Here is a 16,887-nt window from a genome sequence, read left to right on the forward strand (position 1 = left end):
TGCCCGTCTCGGCCCGATCGGCGCCCCCGCCATGCGCTCGGAGCCGCAAATGGCTGACGAGAGCGCCCATCATCGAGAGGCCAAGAGAGACCTGTACGGACTGCTCGGACTGCCCATTGATGCCGTGGACTTCCGGTCGCTGATCCGGGCAATGGACACGGCGGTTGCGAAACGCGAGCCGTTCCTCATTTCGACGCCCAATGTCAATTTCCTGATCAAAAGCCACCAGAACGTGGCGTTCCGCGACAGCATGCTGCTGAGCGACCTCTGTCTCGCGGACGGCATGCCTCTGATCTGGATCGCGAAACTGCTTCGGGTTCCGATTCACGAGAGAGTGGCGGGCTCCGACCTGTTCGGGCGGCTGAAATCCAGGACGGACAAGCGGCTGCGCGTGTTTCTGTTCGGTGGGACGGGAGATCTTGCCGAAAGAGTTGGCGAGAAATTGAACGCCGAGAAATGCGGACTCGAATGCGTCGGCGTCCTGAATCCAGGCTTCGGATCTGTTGAGGAACTGAGTTCGCCCGAGATCATAGCTCAGATCAACGCGAGTGGAGCAGATCTGCTGGCCGTGTTCTTGAATGCCGAGAAAGCCCAGGCGTGGCTCCTGCGTAACCATCATCGCCTGACGGTTCCGATCCGCGCGCAATTCGGTGCTACGATCAATTTTGAAGCCGGTACGATCCGACGGGCGCCGCCGCTTCTGCGGAGCACGGGATTCGAGTGGCTCTGGCGCATTAAAGAAGAGCCATATCTCTGGCGGCGCTATTGGAAGGATGGCAGGGCGCTGTTTCAAATTCTCTGGTCCTGTGCGTTGCCGCTTGCGATCACGGCCAGACTGACCCGGCGAGAGGCCAAATTTGCCGTTTATCCGGACTATAACGACGAAGGTGTGACACTCGGACTTGCCGGTGCAGCCACCGCCGGTAACGTCGATTCCTTACTTCCCTTCGTTCGTCAGGCAGTGATTGACAACAAGTGCATCAAAATCGACCTTGCCAGCGTCGAGCATATGGATGGTCGGTTCTTTGGCGTGTTGATGGCTGTCAGAAGACAGCTTGCACGGCGCGATTTGTCGTTGACCATCGCGGGCGTTTCTCCGCGCTTGCGGCGAATTTTCCGGCTAAACAGGTTTGAATTTCTTCTGGCCGACAGGTAATTCTGCACTTGCGTCGGAACGCCTTCGCGCGAAGCAAGCCTGCGATGTCTGGACACACCAAAATGAAAACTCGCGTTCACTGGGAACCTAATTTCGGCCGGACGGCAGTCTGGAGGGCCCTAGGCTTCGTTTCGGTCGCTGCTTTGCTCGCCGGCTGCGGTTCGCCTGAGCAGCGCTCCCAGCAGTACTACGAGAGCGGCATGGCGCTGATTGCCAAGAACGATGACCTGGGTGCGAGGCTCGAACTTCTCAAGGCCGTCAAATACAAGAGTGACAAGGTCGAAGTCTGGAAGGCGCTGGCAGGCATCGATGAGCGCACCAAGGCCAATTCGCTTTTTCTCGATCTGCGTAGAATCGTCGAACTCGATCCCACCGACATCGATGCGCGCGTGAAGCTCGCCAGAATCATGGTGGCGGGCGGGGCGGCCGAGCCCGCGATCAAGATCCTGGATGCCGCCAACGAAGGTGACAAGCCGAATGCAGGGCTCCACGCCGTCCGGGCGCTGGCTCTGATCAGGATGAGCGATCCGGCGGGCGCAATTCGCGAAGCACAGCGAGCGTACGAGATCGATCCTGCCGATATCGATGCGGTGAGTTTGCTGGTCTCCAAGAAGCTGGCAGAGGGGGACTTTGCCGGCGCAATCCAGATGCTCGATGCGCTGCCGGCCTCGCTGCGAGCGGCAGACCGCGTCCGTATTGCACAATTGCGGATCGAGGTTCTCAAGCGGAAGGGTGATCTGGCCGGCGCCGAGAAACTGTCGCGGCAATTGGTCGCTGACTATCCGAAAGAGCCCACGCATCGTCTTTTGCTGATCCAACTTCTTACGGCCGAGCGGAAATACGACGATGCCGAGAAGGAACTGCGCGCAAGGATTGCGGCTAGTCCGACCGACAGCACGGTCGGGTTGGACTTGGTTCGCTTCCTCAATACATTCAAGGGTGCCGAGGCCGCGCGGGCGGAACTCGAGTCGCGTATCAAAGCCGGCGGCGATACGTTTGACTACAGGTTTGCACTTGCGGAATTGGATTTCGTGACCAATCGTCAGAGTGACGGCATCTCGTCGCTTCAAAAGCTCGCGTCAGAGCAGGACAATTCCGATCGGAAGCTGAAGACCCAGGTAAGGCTTGCCGAGATGCTGGTGGCCGCTGGCGACCAAGCCAAGGCGGAGCAGTTGATCGCCGAAATTCTTGCCAAGGACCGCAGAAATTCCGGCGGGCTCCGTCTTCGCGCTGCGCTCAGTCTGGACAAGGGCCAGACGGACAGCGCCATCGCGGATCTGCGCGAAGCACTTAACGACCAACCAAAGTCGCCTGAATTGCTGCTCGCGCTCGCGCTCGCATACGAACAGGCCGGCAAGCCCGAACTCGCCGACCGCCAGTACGCGGACGCCTTGAAGAATTCCAATCTCAATCCAGAGGTCGCGCTGAGGTACATTGCGTTCCTTCAACGCAAAAACGATGCGGCACGAGCCGACGACGTGCTGACCGAGGTCGCAAATCGCAATCCTGGTAATCTGCAGATCCTCTCGTCGCTCGCACAGATCAAGCTCAGCCGTCAGAACTGGCCTGGAGCGCTGGCGGTTGCGGACACCATCGCAACTATGAAGGATGGCCGCGTTGTGGCCGACCAGATCAAAGCCGCAGCCTATGCGGGCCAGCAGCGGTTTGCGGAGAGTATTGTGGCGTTGGAGGACGCTCACAAGGTTTTGCCGGAAGCGATCCAGCCGGCTGTTGCGCTGGCGTCGGCCTATATTCGGGCCGAACGTGCCGATGAAGCCGTGACACTCTTGCTGGACATGAACAAACGTTATCCCGGGAATGCGGAGCTTCTAGTTGTTCTCGGTCAGACGAAACTGGCGCAGAAAAAGGATGCCGAGGCAATTGCCAGCTTCGAGGATGCGATCAAGCAGCAGCCGAAAGATCCATCGGGGTATAGCGCGCTGTCGGATTATTATATCCGCGTCAAGAACTATGACGCAGCCGAAGGTGTGTTGCAGGGGGCGCTGAAGGAAATTCCTCAGAACATGAACCTGCGAATGACCTCGGCCAGCTTGCAGATACTGAAGAACAACAGCGCTGGCGCAATTGCTCAGTATGAAGCGATGTTGAAGGATCAGCCGCGGGCCGCATCCCTTGTCGCGATCAACAACCTGGCGAGTTTACTTCTCGACACGCGCTCGGACAAGGAGAGCTTGGACCGCGCTTCCGCGCTGGCTGACAGTCTGAAGACGACGAATGTGCCGCAGTTTCAGGATACTGTGGGATGGGCGCGTTACAAGCAGGGAGATGTCAAGTCGGCGATTACGGTGCTTGAAACTGCAGCGGCCAAATCACCCAACCTTGCAGCGGCGCATTATCACCTCGGCTTGGCTTACGCCGCGGATGGCCAGGCGCAGAAGGCAAAGGACGAACTGGGCGCGGCCGCGAAGCTCGAACCAGATGGCACTGAACTCAAGAAGAGCATTCAGGACGCCCTCAAGCGCCAACCGTAGACCCTAAGTGGGGCAATTGTTCGGCGAGCCCGTTATGCTCTTTTACTCACGAGGTTCGCTAGACTAGTTCCCGTGTGGAAGCACGACGAAGTTGTGAGTGGCAACGAAAAGCAGGCTGTGCGAATCCGCCGGCCCGGTTCCTGAGACGGTGGGCGTTCCGGTGACCGGATCGAAGATCGTCGTTCCGCTGCTCGCGAAGCGGTGCTGGTAGCGGTAAGTGAATTGCAACGATACATCGCGTATCGGATTGTATCCGTAGGTTGCTGAGACCGAGGCGTAGTCAGTGGTTGCCCCAGCGATCTGCCGGTTGCCGTTTGCCGAAATTGAGAAGTTCTCTCGGCTATTGATCAGATAGTTCACAGTCGCGGTGATGCTGTCGCGTTTGATCAGCGAGCCAACGACGCTGGGGCCGACCGACTGGCTCGCGATGACCGATAGCGTCGCCGTCTTCATGAACTTGTACGTCAGGATGGCGTCGCCAATCCAATCGAGTGCGGTGCTTCCAATCGGTGTGTTTGAGCTAACGCCACCGATTGCGGACGTTGAAACGCCGCGATCGGTGACCAGATAAGCCGCACCAATATTGCCCCGGAAGGACAGCAACGACGACAGGGCGGTGTCCACGCCGACCTGATTGCGATAGATGGTGACCTGGGTGCTGAACGCGTTGTCGTAGGCGAGCACTTCGGCTTCGGACGACAGGCTAACTCCGGTCGTCGAACTGACGCCGTGCCGCCAGGAGCCATGTGCGAGCGTATCGGTAAAGGCGGTTCCGCCACTCGATGGTTCGTAGTAGGTGCGAGTCGATGTGGCAAACAGGCTAACCGTATCGCGTGCGTTCAGCGCGCGATCGATCCCGCCGGTCGCGGTGACACGATCTAGGAAGCCCGTAGCAGGAGAGACGACGCCGAGGTCATTCAACAATGCTAGCGATGTGCTCTGCTGTCTCCACGCGGCTTCGACAAATTCACGATCGAATCTGTTCTTCTCGAACTGCTCGTAGTGCGCCTTCGCTCCGTAAGAAAGAGACTCAGGTACTCCATCGGCACCAGGCCCCCAATACTTTCTGTAAGAACCATCGCCATCCAAAGTGAGCTTGGATGTCGGTGTAAGCGCCTCGGCCGTCCCCGTTATCGTCGAGTACGATCCCAGCGATCCAGCAGGAGAGGATCTCAAGAACTGGTTGCTGTTGAGCTCAACCGACTCGCTTTCGGAGGTCTTGAGCGACCAGTCCCACGCAAATGCGGCCGTCGGGGCAAGCCCGAGCAATATCGAGACCGCAATCGCAATCCTCTTCACGGTTGGTCCCGCCCCCGGGTGCACTTAAAGCTTGCGTCTTAGTCGAAGAACCCTCGTTCCGGGACCATGATCACGTCGCCTGCTCTCAGGACGATATTGCCCTCGAGATCGGCGCCGGCCTCATAAGCCCTGTAGTTGAACACGTAGATCGTCTCGTCGCCGCCGGGGGCCCGCCGACGTACCTGAATCCGCTTCTTCGCAGCGTAAGGCCCGAGGCCGCCGGCAAGCGAGATCGCTTGCATCAGCGTGGTTGGCTGCCGGACGACATAAGGGCCAGGCCTCAAAACTTCGCCCGTCACGAAAATCTTCGGCTTCAGATCCTCTTCAGGGACGTCCTTGGGGGCATTGGCCAGTGCAACGGTCACATCCAGCGCATCGTCCTTGTAGTTCGGCTTCAGCTTGTTCTTCAGAACGTTTTCCAGTGCCTGAGGGGTCAGCCCCCGAGCCCGGAGATGCCCAGCCAGCGGAAAGGCAATCTCGCCCAGCGGATCAACCACCACGGTGCGGTCAAGCTTTGGATCCTGCAACACGGTGATTGACAGGGTGTCGCCCGGCTTGAGCGTCTGTGAAAAGGCAGACGTCGCGAAAATAGCCATCAATATTGCCAGCAGAATCGTCCGCATATTTCTTTCCTCTTCGCGAAGGGCGCAGATGCGCGAAGTAATGTTCTAAATCCCAATCTTTGCTGAGCGACTCGAGCTAAGACATGCCCGAAGCTGCGGGCAACATTGGGAAATTAAAGGGTTCGGGCCTGTTAAGGAACCCGGGAGAGCTGCTTGACGGGAAAAATGCTGTACTGTTGCTTGTCTGCAATAACGTCGCGGACCAGTTGGTCGCTGATGACCTTCTGGTTGTTGGCGAATCCGTATACGAGCGCGGTGTCGCAGAGAACGTTGATCATTCGCGGAATCCCGCCGCTGGCAGCCCCGATCAGTGTACAAGCCTCCTGCGTGAAAAGTGGGCGAGGAGCGCCCACAGCCTGAAGGCGAAAGGTGATATAGTTGGCAACTTCTCGGCTATCCAGCGGCCGCAGATGAAAGTCGGACGAAATTCGCTGCGCGAACTGATGCAGCTTGGGCAGCAAGAGCAGATCCCGCAACTGGGGCTGCCCGACAAGGATGAGCTGCAGGACCTGGAACTTATCCGCGTTGATATTGGACAGCATCCTCAAATGCTCGAGGGCCTCGGGTTCGAGATTCTGTGCTTCGTCGATAATTAGAACGGTCCGTCGGCCGGTCGCGTATTGGCCGTGAAGGAAGTCCTGTAAGTTCTTGAAAAGATGCGGATAATTCCCGTCAAAGGGCTGCCCCAATGCCATCAAAATCCACTGAAGCAGCTCTTCGCGCCCCTGCGGCGAGCTCGAGATCAGGCCTAGCGTCAAGGTCGGGCTGAGCTTCTTGAGGAGGTGCCGCACAAGGGTCGTCTTGCCGGAGCCGATCTCACCGGTGATGACGGTAAACCCGGCATTGTTCATGATGCCAAACTCCAGCATCGTGAACGCCATTGAGTGCATCTTGCCCCAATAGATCAGGTCGGGATCGGGCAGAATCGAGAAGGGCTTCTCGCGCAGCTGATAATATGCCTCGTACATCCTGCCGTTCTCTAGCCTGCCTTGGCCGCCTTATAGCTCAACCCTCTGAAAGCCAGCTACCGGCGGAGTCGAGTATTGAACGAAATTGCCTAAAGAACGACTCACGATCGTCATTAAGGCTGACAATTCAAATCCTTCTCGCGGCGCAATAATTAATGAGCCTCTATGCAATTTCGATGCTAAAATCATTTGAAAGACCGATTGCAGGCTGACTGAAGTTACAAGATTCCGTTTTCGTACTTTGCAGGTCGCACCAACCGGGTTTCAGAAAACGCATGCTGCAAAAGATTGATTTTGAAGATAATTTCGACGGCCAGGTCGAGCAGGACCGGTCTCATCTGCTGCAGCCGTCCTACTATCTAGATATCATCAAACGGCGCTGGCCGTTCTTTGTCGTGCCTTTCATTTTGATCGCCCTGGTAGGAACCGGCGCGGTGTTGATCTGGCCTCCCACCTATCTTTCTGAAGGCAAGATCCTCGTCCAGTCGCAGCAAATCCCGACCGAACTTGTGCGGCCCACTGTCACCAGCGCGGCGCAGGAGCGCATCCAGGTGATCCAACAGCGCACGATGACGCGGGACAACCTCATCGCGATTGCCGACAAGTTCCAGCTTTTTCCCGAAAAGCGCACGCTCATGTCGGTGACGGAGCTGGTCGAGTTGATGAAGAAATCGACCAAGATCACGCCGGTCGATCCGATTCTGGATTTCAAGCAGCGGACGAGGACAGAAAATCCGACGATCGTGTTCTCGGTCGGATTTGAGTATGGTGACCCTGCAGTTGCAGCTCGTGTTGCCAACGAGCTGATGACTCGAATTCTCAACGAAGACCTGCGAGATCGGACGAGCCGCGCGACGGACACGTCGCGCTTCTTGTCCCGCGAAGTTCAGCGATTGCAGACGGAGAATGCGGCGCTGGATGCCAAGATCGCTCAGCTTCGCATCGCGCAGGGTAAACCGGCGACAACGACATCCGGCCAGGACCAGCCGACGAGCACGCTTGCTCAACTAAAGGCTGAATTGATTCAGAAGAGCGCGCTTTATTCCGACAAGCATCCGATGATTCAGTCGCTGAAGCGTCAAATTCAGGCGATGGAAAGCGTAGCTCAGGGGCCGGCTCAAACTACGAACGGAAATGATGCCGCGGCGGCAGCGAGCCTCGACGCTCTTGTCGCTCAGCAGGAGAGCTTGCAGAAAAATCTCGAAACCGCCACGGCCAAGTTGATGGCCGCGCGGCTGGGCGAGAACCTCGAAAAGGATCAGCAGTCCGAGAAGCTCGAGGTCATCGAACAGCCGACCGCGCCGCAGGAGCCGATCAAGCCGCATCGTCCAAAGCTTCTGGCCCTCACCCTGGCTCTCGCCTTTGCAGCCGGCGCAGGCCTGACCTTTGTCCTCGAGCTGACTGACAAGGCGATCCGGCGCAGCAGCGATTTGTTTGCGATCGTCGACAACAGGCTCATCGTTCCGGTGCCCTATATTGCAACGAAGGCTGAGCTGCGCCGCCAGAAGCGTCGCCGCATTGCCGCTGTCGTGATCGTGGTTTTGCTCGTGGCCGCCTTGCTTGGAGGCGCCTACTTCTTCATGCCACCGCTCGATCTCATGCTCGCGAAGGCGCGGGCAGGACTGTTCCGTTAATCCGAGAGGTTTCCATGGACTCGATCAAGCAGGCCGTGGAGCTGGCGCGCTCCGGCGAAAGTCCCGCCCAGCAGGAGTTTATCGGCGGATCGAAGCCGCTCGCTGGGGGGCACAAGGAGCCAGTCTCTGTACGAGAAGTCCGGCTCGATGCAGATCACCTCGAGGCCAATCGCATCGTGGCTTTCGCGACCGGTAGCGAAAGTGGACGCTACTACGACATGCTGCGCACCCAGGTGCTGCAAGAGATGGACAAGAAGAATTGGCAGTTTCTGGCTGTCACGTCGCCCACTGCAGGGTGCGGGAAAACGGTGACCGCGTGCAATCTCGCGATGAGCATTGCAAGGCTTCCCGAACGGTCGGCGCTCATCGTGGATCTCGATTTGCGCAAGCCGATGGTCGCGAACTATCTCGGGTTGCCCCGCAGCGGCGGTGTTCTGAGCGTGCTCGACGGGCAGGTGCCGATTTCGTCGGCGGTCATCAAGGCAGGAGTCGGGCCGAACCATTTATTCGTGCTGCCTGGCTCGGCGCCAACGTCCGGGTCGTCCGAGTGGATGGCCTCACAGACCATGACGGCGTTGCTTCAGGCAACGAAGCGGGAGTTTCGTTCTCATACGGTCATCTTTGACTTACCGCCGATGCTGCTGGGCGACGATGTGATCTCCATCCTGCCTCGTATGGATGCGGTTCTGCTCGTCACCGGCGTTGGCAATTCGTCCGTTGCTGACATCAAGGAGTGCCAGAAGCATCTCGATCGGGTCCCGGTTGTACGGGTCGTCGTCAACAAGGTGTCAGAGGCTGTCGATACCTACTACGGCTACTATTAGCTCGTTGAGATTGATCGCCGGCGGTCCGCAAGTTTACCGCTGGTCGATCGTTCCCGGTGGCAAGAATGCCGCAATCTCGGATGCAGGAACGAAGTACTTCGCGATATCCTGCGTTTCTTCCTTTCGGGTTATCGGGTTCGTCCGCTTCTGGCTGATCTTGCGGCTCATGATGCCGAGCAGGCACCTCTGCTTAACGTCGAAGACGCCGGATCCGGAGTTGCCCGTCTTGGCCACATCCGCAATTGCGGTGTTGAATCTTCGTGCCCCGACGGGAATGCGTTCTGGGGCGATGATGCGCGAGCGAACGACGGCTTCAGGCACAACCGTGACAACTTCCTCGCCCGGCCGCGGCAAAGCATCGCACAGGCGCATGCGCCTGAGCCTTAGCCGCATAGGCAAGAGCGCTTCATTGACGGCAAGCAATGTCAGATCGGTCGCCTCGAGCTGGCCTTCCTTGACGACGCGGGTGGGAAACTCTTCCCCCGAGATCGCCACTTTTGGTCGCGTAACCCACGTGCGCCCGGCAACATGCGCTGCCGTCAGAAAATAGCCTTTGCCAAGGTAGATTCCGTAGCCTGGGCCCCACGTCTGCATGGGAGTCTGGTGAATATTCACCGCATAGGCGAGCAGGGTGTCTTCCGCCGTTTGAGCCGTGGCGATCCCGTCGGTCGCCACCAGAAGCAAGGCCGCGCACAGGCCGGTGCGGACAGAGGTCTTGGCCGTCCTGCGATGATTGACACGTCGCTCCCTAGTTTCGCGTCCGTCCGCCATGTCCGTCAAGCTGCCCCCATCAGAGGTGCGATCAGGACTTTCCCAGGAAAAATCCCTGTTCTTGCGGCGGCAGTGCCGCGAGCAGTTCGCGGATGAATTGATCCTGCAGCTTGAAGGAGGCGTCCTTGGCCAGTCCAATGGTCGACACTCTGATCAGGGCGCCATCGGGAATGATGCCCTGCAACCCGTATTTCAGGCGGCTCAGCTGATTGTCGACCACTCCGTTGGAGATATCGTTGCCGACCTTCATCCAATAAGTGATGGGTTCATAGCGAGATTCGCGTTCCGCGATCAGCCTTGTAATCTTCAGCGAGTTGTTGGAAACGTCGAGCGCCCCGCTGCTCTTCTCGGAGACGCGGAAGCCGTTCGCTGTATAGCAGATCTCCGGCCGATGGGCTTTCAGCTTGTAGTTCTGGACCGGGCCGTATGCGACCAGAAACATGACGATATGGCCTTGGCCATCAGTGTAGCCCCGCGCCACCTCCTGGCTGTAGACCTTCGCTGACAGAGGATCTGGCGATTCGACATACGCTTCAGGATCGACAGGCTTGACTGGGCTGATCTCGGGCACGAGCTTCCAGGCGCCGAACTGCTTCGGAATGACCGTTTCCAGGCTTTGGGATGCGGCCGTGCGGGCCATCAATTGATGAGGCGCGAAGACCTCTGCCGCTATCGCGGTACCGGCGATGGCGATCGAGGCGAGAACAACTCCAACCCGGCTGGACTTCATGTGCGGCTCCCATTACGGCAGCCGGATTGTTACCCGTTCCCGCGCGTTGGATAAAGGGCTGATGCCGCTGAATTCCCTCACAAAAGTGTCACGCCTTCGCCTCAAGGGCGAATTCTCGGATTAAGCTAAACGCCGGATTCTCGACGAGGCGTCATCGACCGCCTCGACGGCTGCGCCCTAGCCCATTACTGATGTTGGTAGACTTAGGGACCAACAGGCTCCTCGCTTGCTCGTCCATCCTTATTTGCTGAAATTGAAAGAAACGGAGCGTCGGGTGAAAAGGCTTCGCGATTTACGCTTTGCTCGTCTCGTCTTGTTCTTGGCCGCCTCCGGGCTGGCCCTTGGCGCTTGTGGACAGAAAAGCGCGGACAATGCGCCGGTGGCGAAAGGGCAGGTCGTTGCCCGTGTCGGCAACGAGGTCATCACGACGCAGGAGCTCGAAAACGAGTTCAGGCTCGCTGGTATTGTGCCGGACAAGCAGAAAGATCCGGAGGTGGTGAAGCGAGTGCTGGGAGATATTGTCGTTCGGAAATACCTGCTGCAGCAGGCGATGGCGGCCAAGCTCGACCGCGAACCGGGCGTCCTTCTGGATCTCTTGCGAGTGCGCGAGCAGGTTCTCGGTGGTGCAATGCTCAACCGAGCGGCCAACGCCAAAGCAGCCACCCGGGCCGACCTCGACCGCTACATTGCGAAGAACACGTGGAAGTTCGCCGACCGAAAACTATTCAGTGTGGACGAAATCATCATCCCGTTGTCGGCGGCAACACAGGGCTTCGTCAACGCGAACAAGGATGCCAGATCGCTCGACGAGGTGCAAAGGCAGCTGACGGAGGGCGGGATCCCGCATGGGCGCCAGCTCGGCGTCCTGGCGAGCAATGATCTTTCGGAGGATCTTGTGGGGTTGATCCAGAGACGAAAGGACGACGACATCTTCTTCACGCGAGCCGGTTCGAACGGCCTTTATTTCAAGGTGCGGAGCGAGGAAGTCAGGCCCCTCGCAGGGGAAGACGCACTGAATGTGGCGCGACAGGCGCTGCGTGCAGACGCCCTCGCCGCCGAACTCGGCATGGCCGCCTATTCGGCGAAGCTGGAGGCGAAGTATGAGGGCGAATACGCAGACTTGATGAAGTAGGGCGAAGCCTGGTCGCTGTTGGCCAGTTCGAGCGGCCTTCCACCAAAGGCTTTCATTTCTTTTAGTGCACCGCTATGGCAACCTTCTTCGACGTTGTGACAGTTACCAGTTTCGTGGGCTTGGTGATTGCGTTTTTTCAGTTCTCGGATCGCGAAATCAAGACGCTTGCCTATTTTTCGGTGGCTGGGGTCGCGTTCGCCGTTGCCAATCAGGTGGGGAATGCCGGCCATTTTTACTTTGGGGCGGCCCTGATTGTCGCAGGCATCGCTTTCGCGGCGCTGGTTCTGAGACGATAGCCGATTGTTGAATCCGGACCGGAATGCTAAATTTTTCGGCGAATAAGGGATTAGGACCCTCAAAGAGCCTCTGACGATGACTGACATCCATATCCGTAAATCGTTCGGATCAGGTCTATCTGCATCCCTTTTAGGGCCGCTCCTGGTGGGAGTCGCCATCCTCGGGGCCTATGCGCCGACGATCCGGGGGCTGATCAATGGACCCTGGCAAACCGAGCAGGAGGGGCACGGCCCTCTGATCATCGCTGCCGCGCTTTGGCTGATCTGGCAGTCTCGGGACCGATTGAAGCGCGTAGACATCGCGCCGGCGCCGATTGCCGGATGGGCCGCTTTGTTGCTCGGGCTTACGCTGTTGTACTTGTCGCGCCTCCAGCAGGGGCTGCTTACCGTGGAGATGGCCTCCATCCTTCCAGTGATCGTCGGATCGATCCTCATCTCTGCCGGATGGCCGATGCTCAGGAGCCTGGCTTTTCCACTTGGCTTCTTGATCTTTGCCGTGCCGATGCCCGACTGGCTCGTCGACTCGATGACGGTGCCGCTGAAGGTGTTTATCTCGGATACGGTGACGCGGGTGCTTTACGCCGCCGGTTTTCCGGTCGCCCAGAACGGCGTCATGATCATGATCGGCTCCTATCAGCTCCTGGTCAAGGACGCATGCTCCGGAATGAATTCAATTTTCGCCCTCTCCGCGATCGGCGTGTTTTACGTCTACGCGTTCCGTCGGACCGAGAAGCTGCGCAGCCTTTTGCTGCTCATAGCGATCGTACCGATTACGATCCTGGCAAATTTCATCCGCGTCTTTGCGTTGGTCTTGATGGCCTATTACGGCGGGCCCGATCTCATCGAGGGCGTCGTTCACGATCTCACCGGCATCAGCCTGTTCGTGGTGGCGATCGTGCTGCTGTTCTCCTTCGACGGGATTCTCGGGATCCTGGGAAAATTGATCACGAGGCCGCGAAACGCTACCGCAGCAGCGTGACGAATCTCACGTGGTTTCGAAGCAAGAGAGCAGGTGAGGTCGCCTCAACTCGGGCCGCAAACCCGTCGTGCTGGGACTGTCTCTGAGCATGGGCCTGACCTACGCCATTCCTGATCTTCACGGTCGTCTTGATCTGCTGGAGCGGGCGTTGCGGGAGATATTGGAACATGCGGCCGGCAGGGATGCGTGCGTTGTCGCCCTCGGTGATTATGTCGATCGGGGGCCCAATAGCCGAGAGATCGTCGAACTCCTGACGACGTGGCCGTTTCCGAGCCTGCGGCTCATCGCCTTGAAAGGGAACCACGAGGCGATGATGTGGGAGGCGTGCAACAATCTCGTCGAGACGGATTGGTGGCTTGAGAATGGCGGGGATGCGACCCTGGCATCCTATGGCGGGCTTCGCATGGGGGAGGCACTTCGGACACTCATTCCCGAGCGCCATCTGCAGTGGATCGGCAAGCTTCCAACCATATATGCCGACCCGCACCGCATATTCGTCCATGCCGGCGTGGATCCGAGGCTACCGCTCAATCAGCAAAACGAGCGGACGCTGCTCTGGAAGCGGTATCCAAAGGGCTCCAGTTTGGGGCATGGCATGCGTCATGTCGTTCACGGGCACCATGCCAATGAGCAGGGCCCAGTTGTCTGCAAAGGTAGGACTAATCTGGACGTCATGGCTTGGAGAACGGGTCGCCTCGTCGTCGGGGTTTTTTGCGACGACAAGGCAGGCGGGGCGGTCGAGTTTCTGGAAGTCCGCGGAAATTCCAGCGCGGGCTAGACTGGGACGCCGGACGGCCAACCGCGCGCATGTCTTCGATCGGGGCCGGCACGACCCGTTCGACGAAGTCCTCAAGGCTGTCTAGATCTGCCACGCTCGGATGTCTCTCGGACCGATTGGAAAAGCTCGGCCAGATGCGCGGCCTCTTGGTCGATATCGTGGAATCGAAGCACTTTCTCTTGAGCCTTCTTGCCCATGGCCGAAAGGGCCTCGTCCGGACACTCCAGGCAGGCGCGCATCGCAGCCGCCAGACCATCCACGTCGCCGGCGGATACGAGCCAGCCGTGCTCGCCAGGCTCGACCAACTCAGGGATGCCAGCAACGAATGTACTGATCACTGGGCGTCGCAGCGCCATCGCTTCCATGATGACGACGGGAAGCCCTTCGGCAAAGCTCGGCAAGATCAACGCCCGGGAAGCCAGGATTTCCTCTCTCACTTGAGAACTCGTGATCCAACCGGTTATCCTTACCACCGGTCGCAATTCGCGTGTGTCGATCAGTCTTTCGAGTTCATTGCGCATCTCGCCATCCCCTGCGAGAACGAGCTCAAATTCGATTCCTGCATCCCTGAGTTTTGTTGCGGCCTCGAGCAGCAACAATTGTCCTTTCTGATCGCAAAGTCGGCCGACGCAAACAAGTCGTGGAGCTGCGCCGAGGGGTAAGCCGTCCTTTCCTTCATAAAATGAAGGCTCCAGGCCGCACCTGACGATCCTGATCTTGGGCCATTGATCGTGAGAGACCTGCCGGAACAGCTGACTGCGTCCGAAGGAGCTGATCGCGACCACGAAGCTGGCACGACGGATCTTCTCCGGCAGGGCGATGAACTGAGCCTTGTCGAACTCCTCGGGGCCGTGGGCAGTGAAGCTCCAGGGCGGTCCCCCCAAGACGTGCACCAGCATGGCGACTTCGGCGGAGTTTGTCCCAAAGTGGGCATGAAGATGCTCAGCCTTGTCATCCTTGATCCACCGATAAATGAGGCATGCCTCGAGGAGATAGATGAAGTGAACCGGCAGCGGGCGCTCTGCGCGTCGTCCCAGTTTCCACACTAGGGCTAGAGCCTTCACCAAGGCGGCCGGCCGTGTCGCCAGCATCCTGAGGAAAGCCAAAAGGAGGCGCTTGATCCCGCTGTCGAGAACGAAGCGTGTGCGCTTTGCTTCCGATCGGTCTTCCTGGCCGAGGTGATCGGCGCCGTTTCCCCGAATTGATATCCGCTGCACCTCATGACCTTGCCGTTCGAGCGCGAGAATTTCCCTGCGAATGAAGCTGTGGCTGACGGCGGGATACTGATTAACCAGATAGGCAATCTTCATCGGTTCGATCTCGGGCTCGCTTTCGTCGTCGTGCCGATTCGTTTGACGGCAGGGCAGTTTTTCCAGTGGTCAAGCGCTTCTGAAAGCCAAGGCTAATACGCATCAATCGATATCCCGCACCTGGCTCAGTGTTCAACGGAAGAAGGTGTCTCTGATCCTCATAATCGGTTTGGCGTTAATCCCCCGCTCGTGTTTTTCGTCGAAGTCTTGGCCGCGCTCGCGTTAAGCAAGACGCTAACTTCCGGCTGTGGCGTAGCGCGCGCACCGTTGGGATAGCGGTCCCGCCCAACAAAGAGAGTGATGGCATCATTCCGCCGCGGGGGCGCAGCAGTTCACGGGGAGGACAAGTCCTTGTTCGGAGGAGCGAGTCCGATAGGCGTGAATATCGATCTTCTGGCTCTCTTGCTCGACTTGTTAGTGCTCCTGCTGTCTCTGGTTGCGGGGGTAGCGGGGTGGTTCTGTTTGGTCGCGGCCGCATCCGTACTGCCGCGGGACCTGCGGTCTTGCGGCGTTAGTCTCTGCACCCTCGTCCTGCTTGGTGCTTCGTTGACGCTGGCCTGAAGCAGATTTGGCCGTGACGTCCTTCCGGGCAGACAAATCCTCTCTGCTCTCAACCACGCTCCGGGTCGGCTACATATTGTTTCGATGCCTGGCGCGGGGCGGACCACTAGAAGGGAGGGCGGCCGTCATACGCGGGATTAGGTGATCCTCCTCCATCGGGGTCTGGGGCGCTGGCAAATATGCAGACGAATCATCGTCCGGGCTTTGCTGAGAGGCCTTCTTGCGTGCGATTTTCCGTCGGGGTGGGCGGGCGCGTGAATGCAGTGCAATAACAGTTTTTCATTTAATTTCGTGTTTGGTTAATCCAAGCGCTCGTGCCGGGGGCGCGCCTTATTAGGCGAAAAACACAGGGGAATTTGAGGGTCGATGTACCTCCGCGATCAATGATTGATTAAATGTTGGCTTTATTCTGCCAAAAGAATCATCGAATTTATTTGAAGTTTGATATTGCGTTGCCCTCAGCCGGGGGCTAAGGATTCGTTCACCAGACATTGTGGACCATCAGGTCGGAGGAGTTGTCGAAAATGACCCGATTTAAGTCTTTGTTTATTGCTGCGGCGAGCCTGATTTGCTTCTCGGCCAGCCAGGCCAACGCGTCCGTTATTGTGGACTCATTCACCGTCACGCCGACTACAGTCGCTGCCGGCGGCAGCCCGACGTTCTCGTTGGAGTTGAAGTTTACTTACGATACAGGCCCGAAGAATCTTGAAAAGTACGTGGGCTTTGTCACCTTTCTTGATGGCAATGGCGACGCAGTCGCAATCAGCCCAGCGGCGTCGCCGATCACTGTGAACAAGAACGGTTCGCCGTTCATCGAAACGTTCACTTTCTCAAGCTTCAGCCTGCCTCCGGGCCAGTATCCGACTTCTTTCAAGTATGATTTCACCGGTAGCTACCCCGGGACCAATGTCACCAAGGACTACTCTGGTTCCGGCTCGGGCCCCGTCGTGACCGCCGTTCCGGAGCCCGCCACTTGGGCGATGATGATCCTTGGTTTCGTTGGTGTGGGCTTCGTTTCCTACCGCCGCCGTGCCGGATCGTCGCTCCGTCTGGCCTAATACCGATCAACCGATCTGGTCTGGAAAAGCCGCTGCAAAGCGGCTTTTCTTTTTTGGCTTACTGCTGAGGCCGCTCCATTTGGGGCGGTCTCCTGCGTTTTGCCCATCCTATCTTCTTGGGCAGATGAATTTCGCACCTAGCCATGTTTGTCTGCGGACCAGCCCAGCCGGAGCCACCAACCCTTGAGGGCATTCCCTCGTGTCGCTCAATGGGTCAAAACCGGCGAGCCGTCCACACGCTTGGGTACTTTGCGCGCTTAGGTTTTGATCAGTTGA

Annotated in this window: 14 protein-coding genes and 1 pseudogene; 8 read left to right on the forward strand and 7 right to left on the reverse strand. The window is 58.3% G+C overall.

Translation table 11 applies throughout. From position 1 onward, the window contains the following. Together G8O24_RS13230 and G8O24_RS13235 are read left to right on the forward strand one after the other, a co-directional pair. Positions 1-1,156 (forward strand): WecB/TagA/CpsF family glycosyltransferase (locus G8O24_RS13230; protein ID WP_210324904.1); only part of this gene is annotated, 1,156 nt, incomplete at its 5' end. Between the two features lie 200 nt (positions 1,157-1,356). Then, on the forward strand, positions 1,357-3,648 hold the full coding sequence (locus G8O24_RS13235; RefSeq protein WP_188099856.1) for a tetratricopeptide repeat protein: 2,292 nt from the start codon (positions 1,357-1,359) through the stop codon (positions 3,646-3,648). A gap of 63 nt (positions 3,649-3,711) precedes the next feature. Here the strand turns inward: G8O24_RS13235 and G8O24_RS13240 are convergent, their stop codons facing one another. The 3 genes from G8O24_RS13240 to G8O24_RS13250 form a co-directional block, all read right to left on the reverse strand. Continuing rightward, a complete protein-coding gene (locus G8O24_RS13240) occupies positions 3,712-4,947 on the reverse strand; it encodes a hypothetical protein (RefSeq protein WP_188099858.1) in 1,236 nt (411 codons plus the stop codon). Between the two features lie 38 nt (positions 4,948-4,985). Continuing rightward, on the reverse strand, positions 4,986-5,570 hold the full coding sequence (locus tag G8O24_RS13245; protein WP_188099860.1) for a polysaccharide biosynthesis/export family protein: 585 nt from the start codon (positions 5,568-5,570) through the stop codon (positions 4,986-4,988). A 131-nt stretch (positions 5,571-5,701) separates the two neighbouring features. Then, the gene (locus G8O24_RS13250) at positions 5,702-6,538 is read right to left on the reverse strand and encodes an ExeA family protein (protein ID WP_188099862.1); all 837 of its coding nucleotides are present in this window, start codon (positions 6,536-6,538) and stop codon (positions 5,702-5,704) included. Positions 6,539-6,813: 275 nt separating this feature from the next. Here G8O24_RS13250 and G8O24_RS13255 point away from each other — a divergent pair, with 275 nt between their 5' ends. Beyond that, a complete protein-coding gene (locus G8O24_RS13255) occupies positions 6,814-8,172 on the forward strand; it encodes a GumC family protein (RefSeq protein WP_188099864.1) in 1,359 nt (452 codons plus the stop codon). Positions 8,173-8,186: 14 nt separating this feature from the next. Continuing rightward, positions 8,187-8,996 (forward strand): CpsD/CapB family tyrosine-protein kinase, encoded by an 810-nt coding sequence (locus G8O24_RS13260; protein ID WP_188099865.1) that lies wholly within the window; start codon positions 8,187-8,189, stop codon positions 8,994-8,996. Between the two features lie 33 nt (positions 8,997-9,029). Here G8O24_RS13260 and G8O24_RS13265 read toward each other — a convergent pair whose 3' ends face one another. Further along, on the reverse strand, positions 9,030-9,776 hold the full coding sequence (locus G8O24_RS13265; protein ID WP_244645840.1) for a trypsin-like peptidase domain-containing protein: 747 nt from the start codon (positions 9,774-9,776) through the stop codon (positions 9,030-9,032). A gap of 22 nt (positions 9,777-9,798) precedes the next feature. After that, the gene (gene epsI / locus G8O24_RS13270; RefSeq protein WP_188099867.1) at positions 9,799-10,497 is read right to left on the reverse strand and encodes an exosortase-associated protein EpsI, V-type; all 699 of its coding nucleotides are present in this window, start codon (positions 10,495-10,497) and stop codon (positions 9,799-9,801) included. A gap of 226 nt (positions 10,498-10,723) precedes the next feature. On the opposite strand from epsI, the gene G8O24_RS13275 reads away from it, so the two are divergent. Beyond that, positions 10,724-11,629, forward strand: a complete 906-nt coding sequence (locus G8O24_RS13275; RefSeq protein WP_188099869.1) for a SurA N-terminal domain-containing protein — start codon at positions 10,724-10,726, stop codon at positions 11,627-11,629. Here the strand turns inward: G8O24_RS13275 and G8O24_RS46340 are convergent. Beyond that, positions 11,572-12,012 (reverse strand): hypothetical protein, encoded by a 441-nt coding sequence (locus G8O24_RS46340; RefSeq protein ID WP_188099871.1) that lies wholly within the window; start codon positions 12,010-12,012, stop codon positions 11,572-11,574. The two genes, G8O24_RS13275 and G8O24_RS46340, sit on opposite strands and share 58 nt — an antisense overlap. A 58-nt stretch (positions 12,013-12,070) precedes the next feature. Here G8O24_RS46340 and xrt point away from each other — a divergent pair, with 58 nt between their 5' ends. Together xrt and G8O24_RS13290 are read left to right on the forward strand one after the other, a co-directional pair. After that, the gene (xrt, locus tag G8O24_RS13285; RefSeq protein ID WP_188099878.1) at positions 12,071-12,904 is read left to right on the forward strand and encodes an exosortase; all 834 of its coding nucleotides are present in this window, start codon (positions 12,071-12,073) and stop codon (positions 12,902-12,904) included. 88 nt (positions 12,905-12,992) lie between these two features. Next, complete coding sequence (locus G8O24_RS13290; RefSeq protein WP_188099880.1) at positions 12,993-13,682, forward strand: metallophosphoesterase; 690 nt, start codon at positions 12,993-12,995, stop codon at positions 13,680-13,682. 71 nt (positions 13,683-13,753) lie between these two features. Here the strand turns inward: G8O24_RS13290 and G8O24_RS13295 are convergent, their stop codons facing one another. Then, the gene (locus tag G8O24_RS13295; protein ID WP_188099882.1) at positions 13,754-14,992 is read right to left on the reverse strand and encodes a glycosyltransferase family 4 protein; all 1,239 of its coding nucleotides are present in this window, start codon (positions 14,990-14,992) and stop codon (positions 13,754-13,756) included. Positions 14,993-16,503: 1,511 nt separating this feature from the next. Between G8O24_RS13295 and G8O24_RS46345 the strand changes: the two are divergent. Next, a pseudogene (locus tag G8O24_RS46345) lies at positions 16,504-16,611 on the forward strand (PEPxxWA-CTERM sorting domain-containing protein); the annotation flags it as partial. Between the last annotated feature and the right edge of the window lie 276 nt (positions 16,612-16,887).

The sequence above is a fragment of the Bradyrhizobium campsiandrae genome (genome assembly GCF_014529705.1).
Taxonomy (GTDB): Bacteria; Pseudomonadota; Alphaproteobacteria; order Rhizobiales; family Xanthobacteraceae; genus Bradyrhizobium; species Bradyrhizobium campsiandrae.

Coding starts and splice junctions, on each gene's coding strand:
- G8O24_RS13290 (WP_188099880.1), top strand. CDS start 12,993: ATGGGCCTGACCTACGCCATTCCTGATCTTCACGGTCGTCTTGATCTG.
- G8O24_RS13255 (WP_188099864.1), top strand. CDS start 6,814: ATGCTGCAAAAGATTGATTTTGAAGATAATTTCGACGGCCAGGTCGAG.
- G8O24_RS13250 (WP_188099862.1), bottom strand. CDS start 6,538: ATGTACGAGGCATATTATCAGCTGCGCGAGAAGCCCTTCTCGATTCTG.
- G8O24_RS13235 (WP_188099856.1), top strand. CDS start 1,357: ATGGCGCTGATTGCCAAGAACGATGACCTGGGTGCGAGGCTCGAACTT.
- G8O24_RS46340 (WP_188099871.1), bottom strand. CDS start 12,012: ATGTCAGTCATCGTCAGAGGCTCTTTGAGGGTCCTAATCCCTTATTCG.
- G8O24_RS13260 (WP_188099865.1), top strand. CDS start 8,187: ATGGACTCGATCAAGCAGGCCGTGGAGCTGGCGCGCTCCGGCGAAAGT.
- G8O24_RS13245 (WP_188099860.1), bottom strand. CDS start 5,570: ATGCGGACGATTCTGCTGGCAATATTGATGGCTATTTTCGCGACGTCT.
- G8O24_RS13295 (WP_188099882.1), bottom strand. CDS start 14,992: ATGAAGATTGCCTATCTGGTTAATCAGTATCCCGCCGTCAGCCACAGC.
- epsI (WP_188099867.1), bottom strand. CDS start 10,497: ATGAAGTCCAGCCGGGTTGGAGTTGTTCTCGCCTCGATCGCCATCGCC.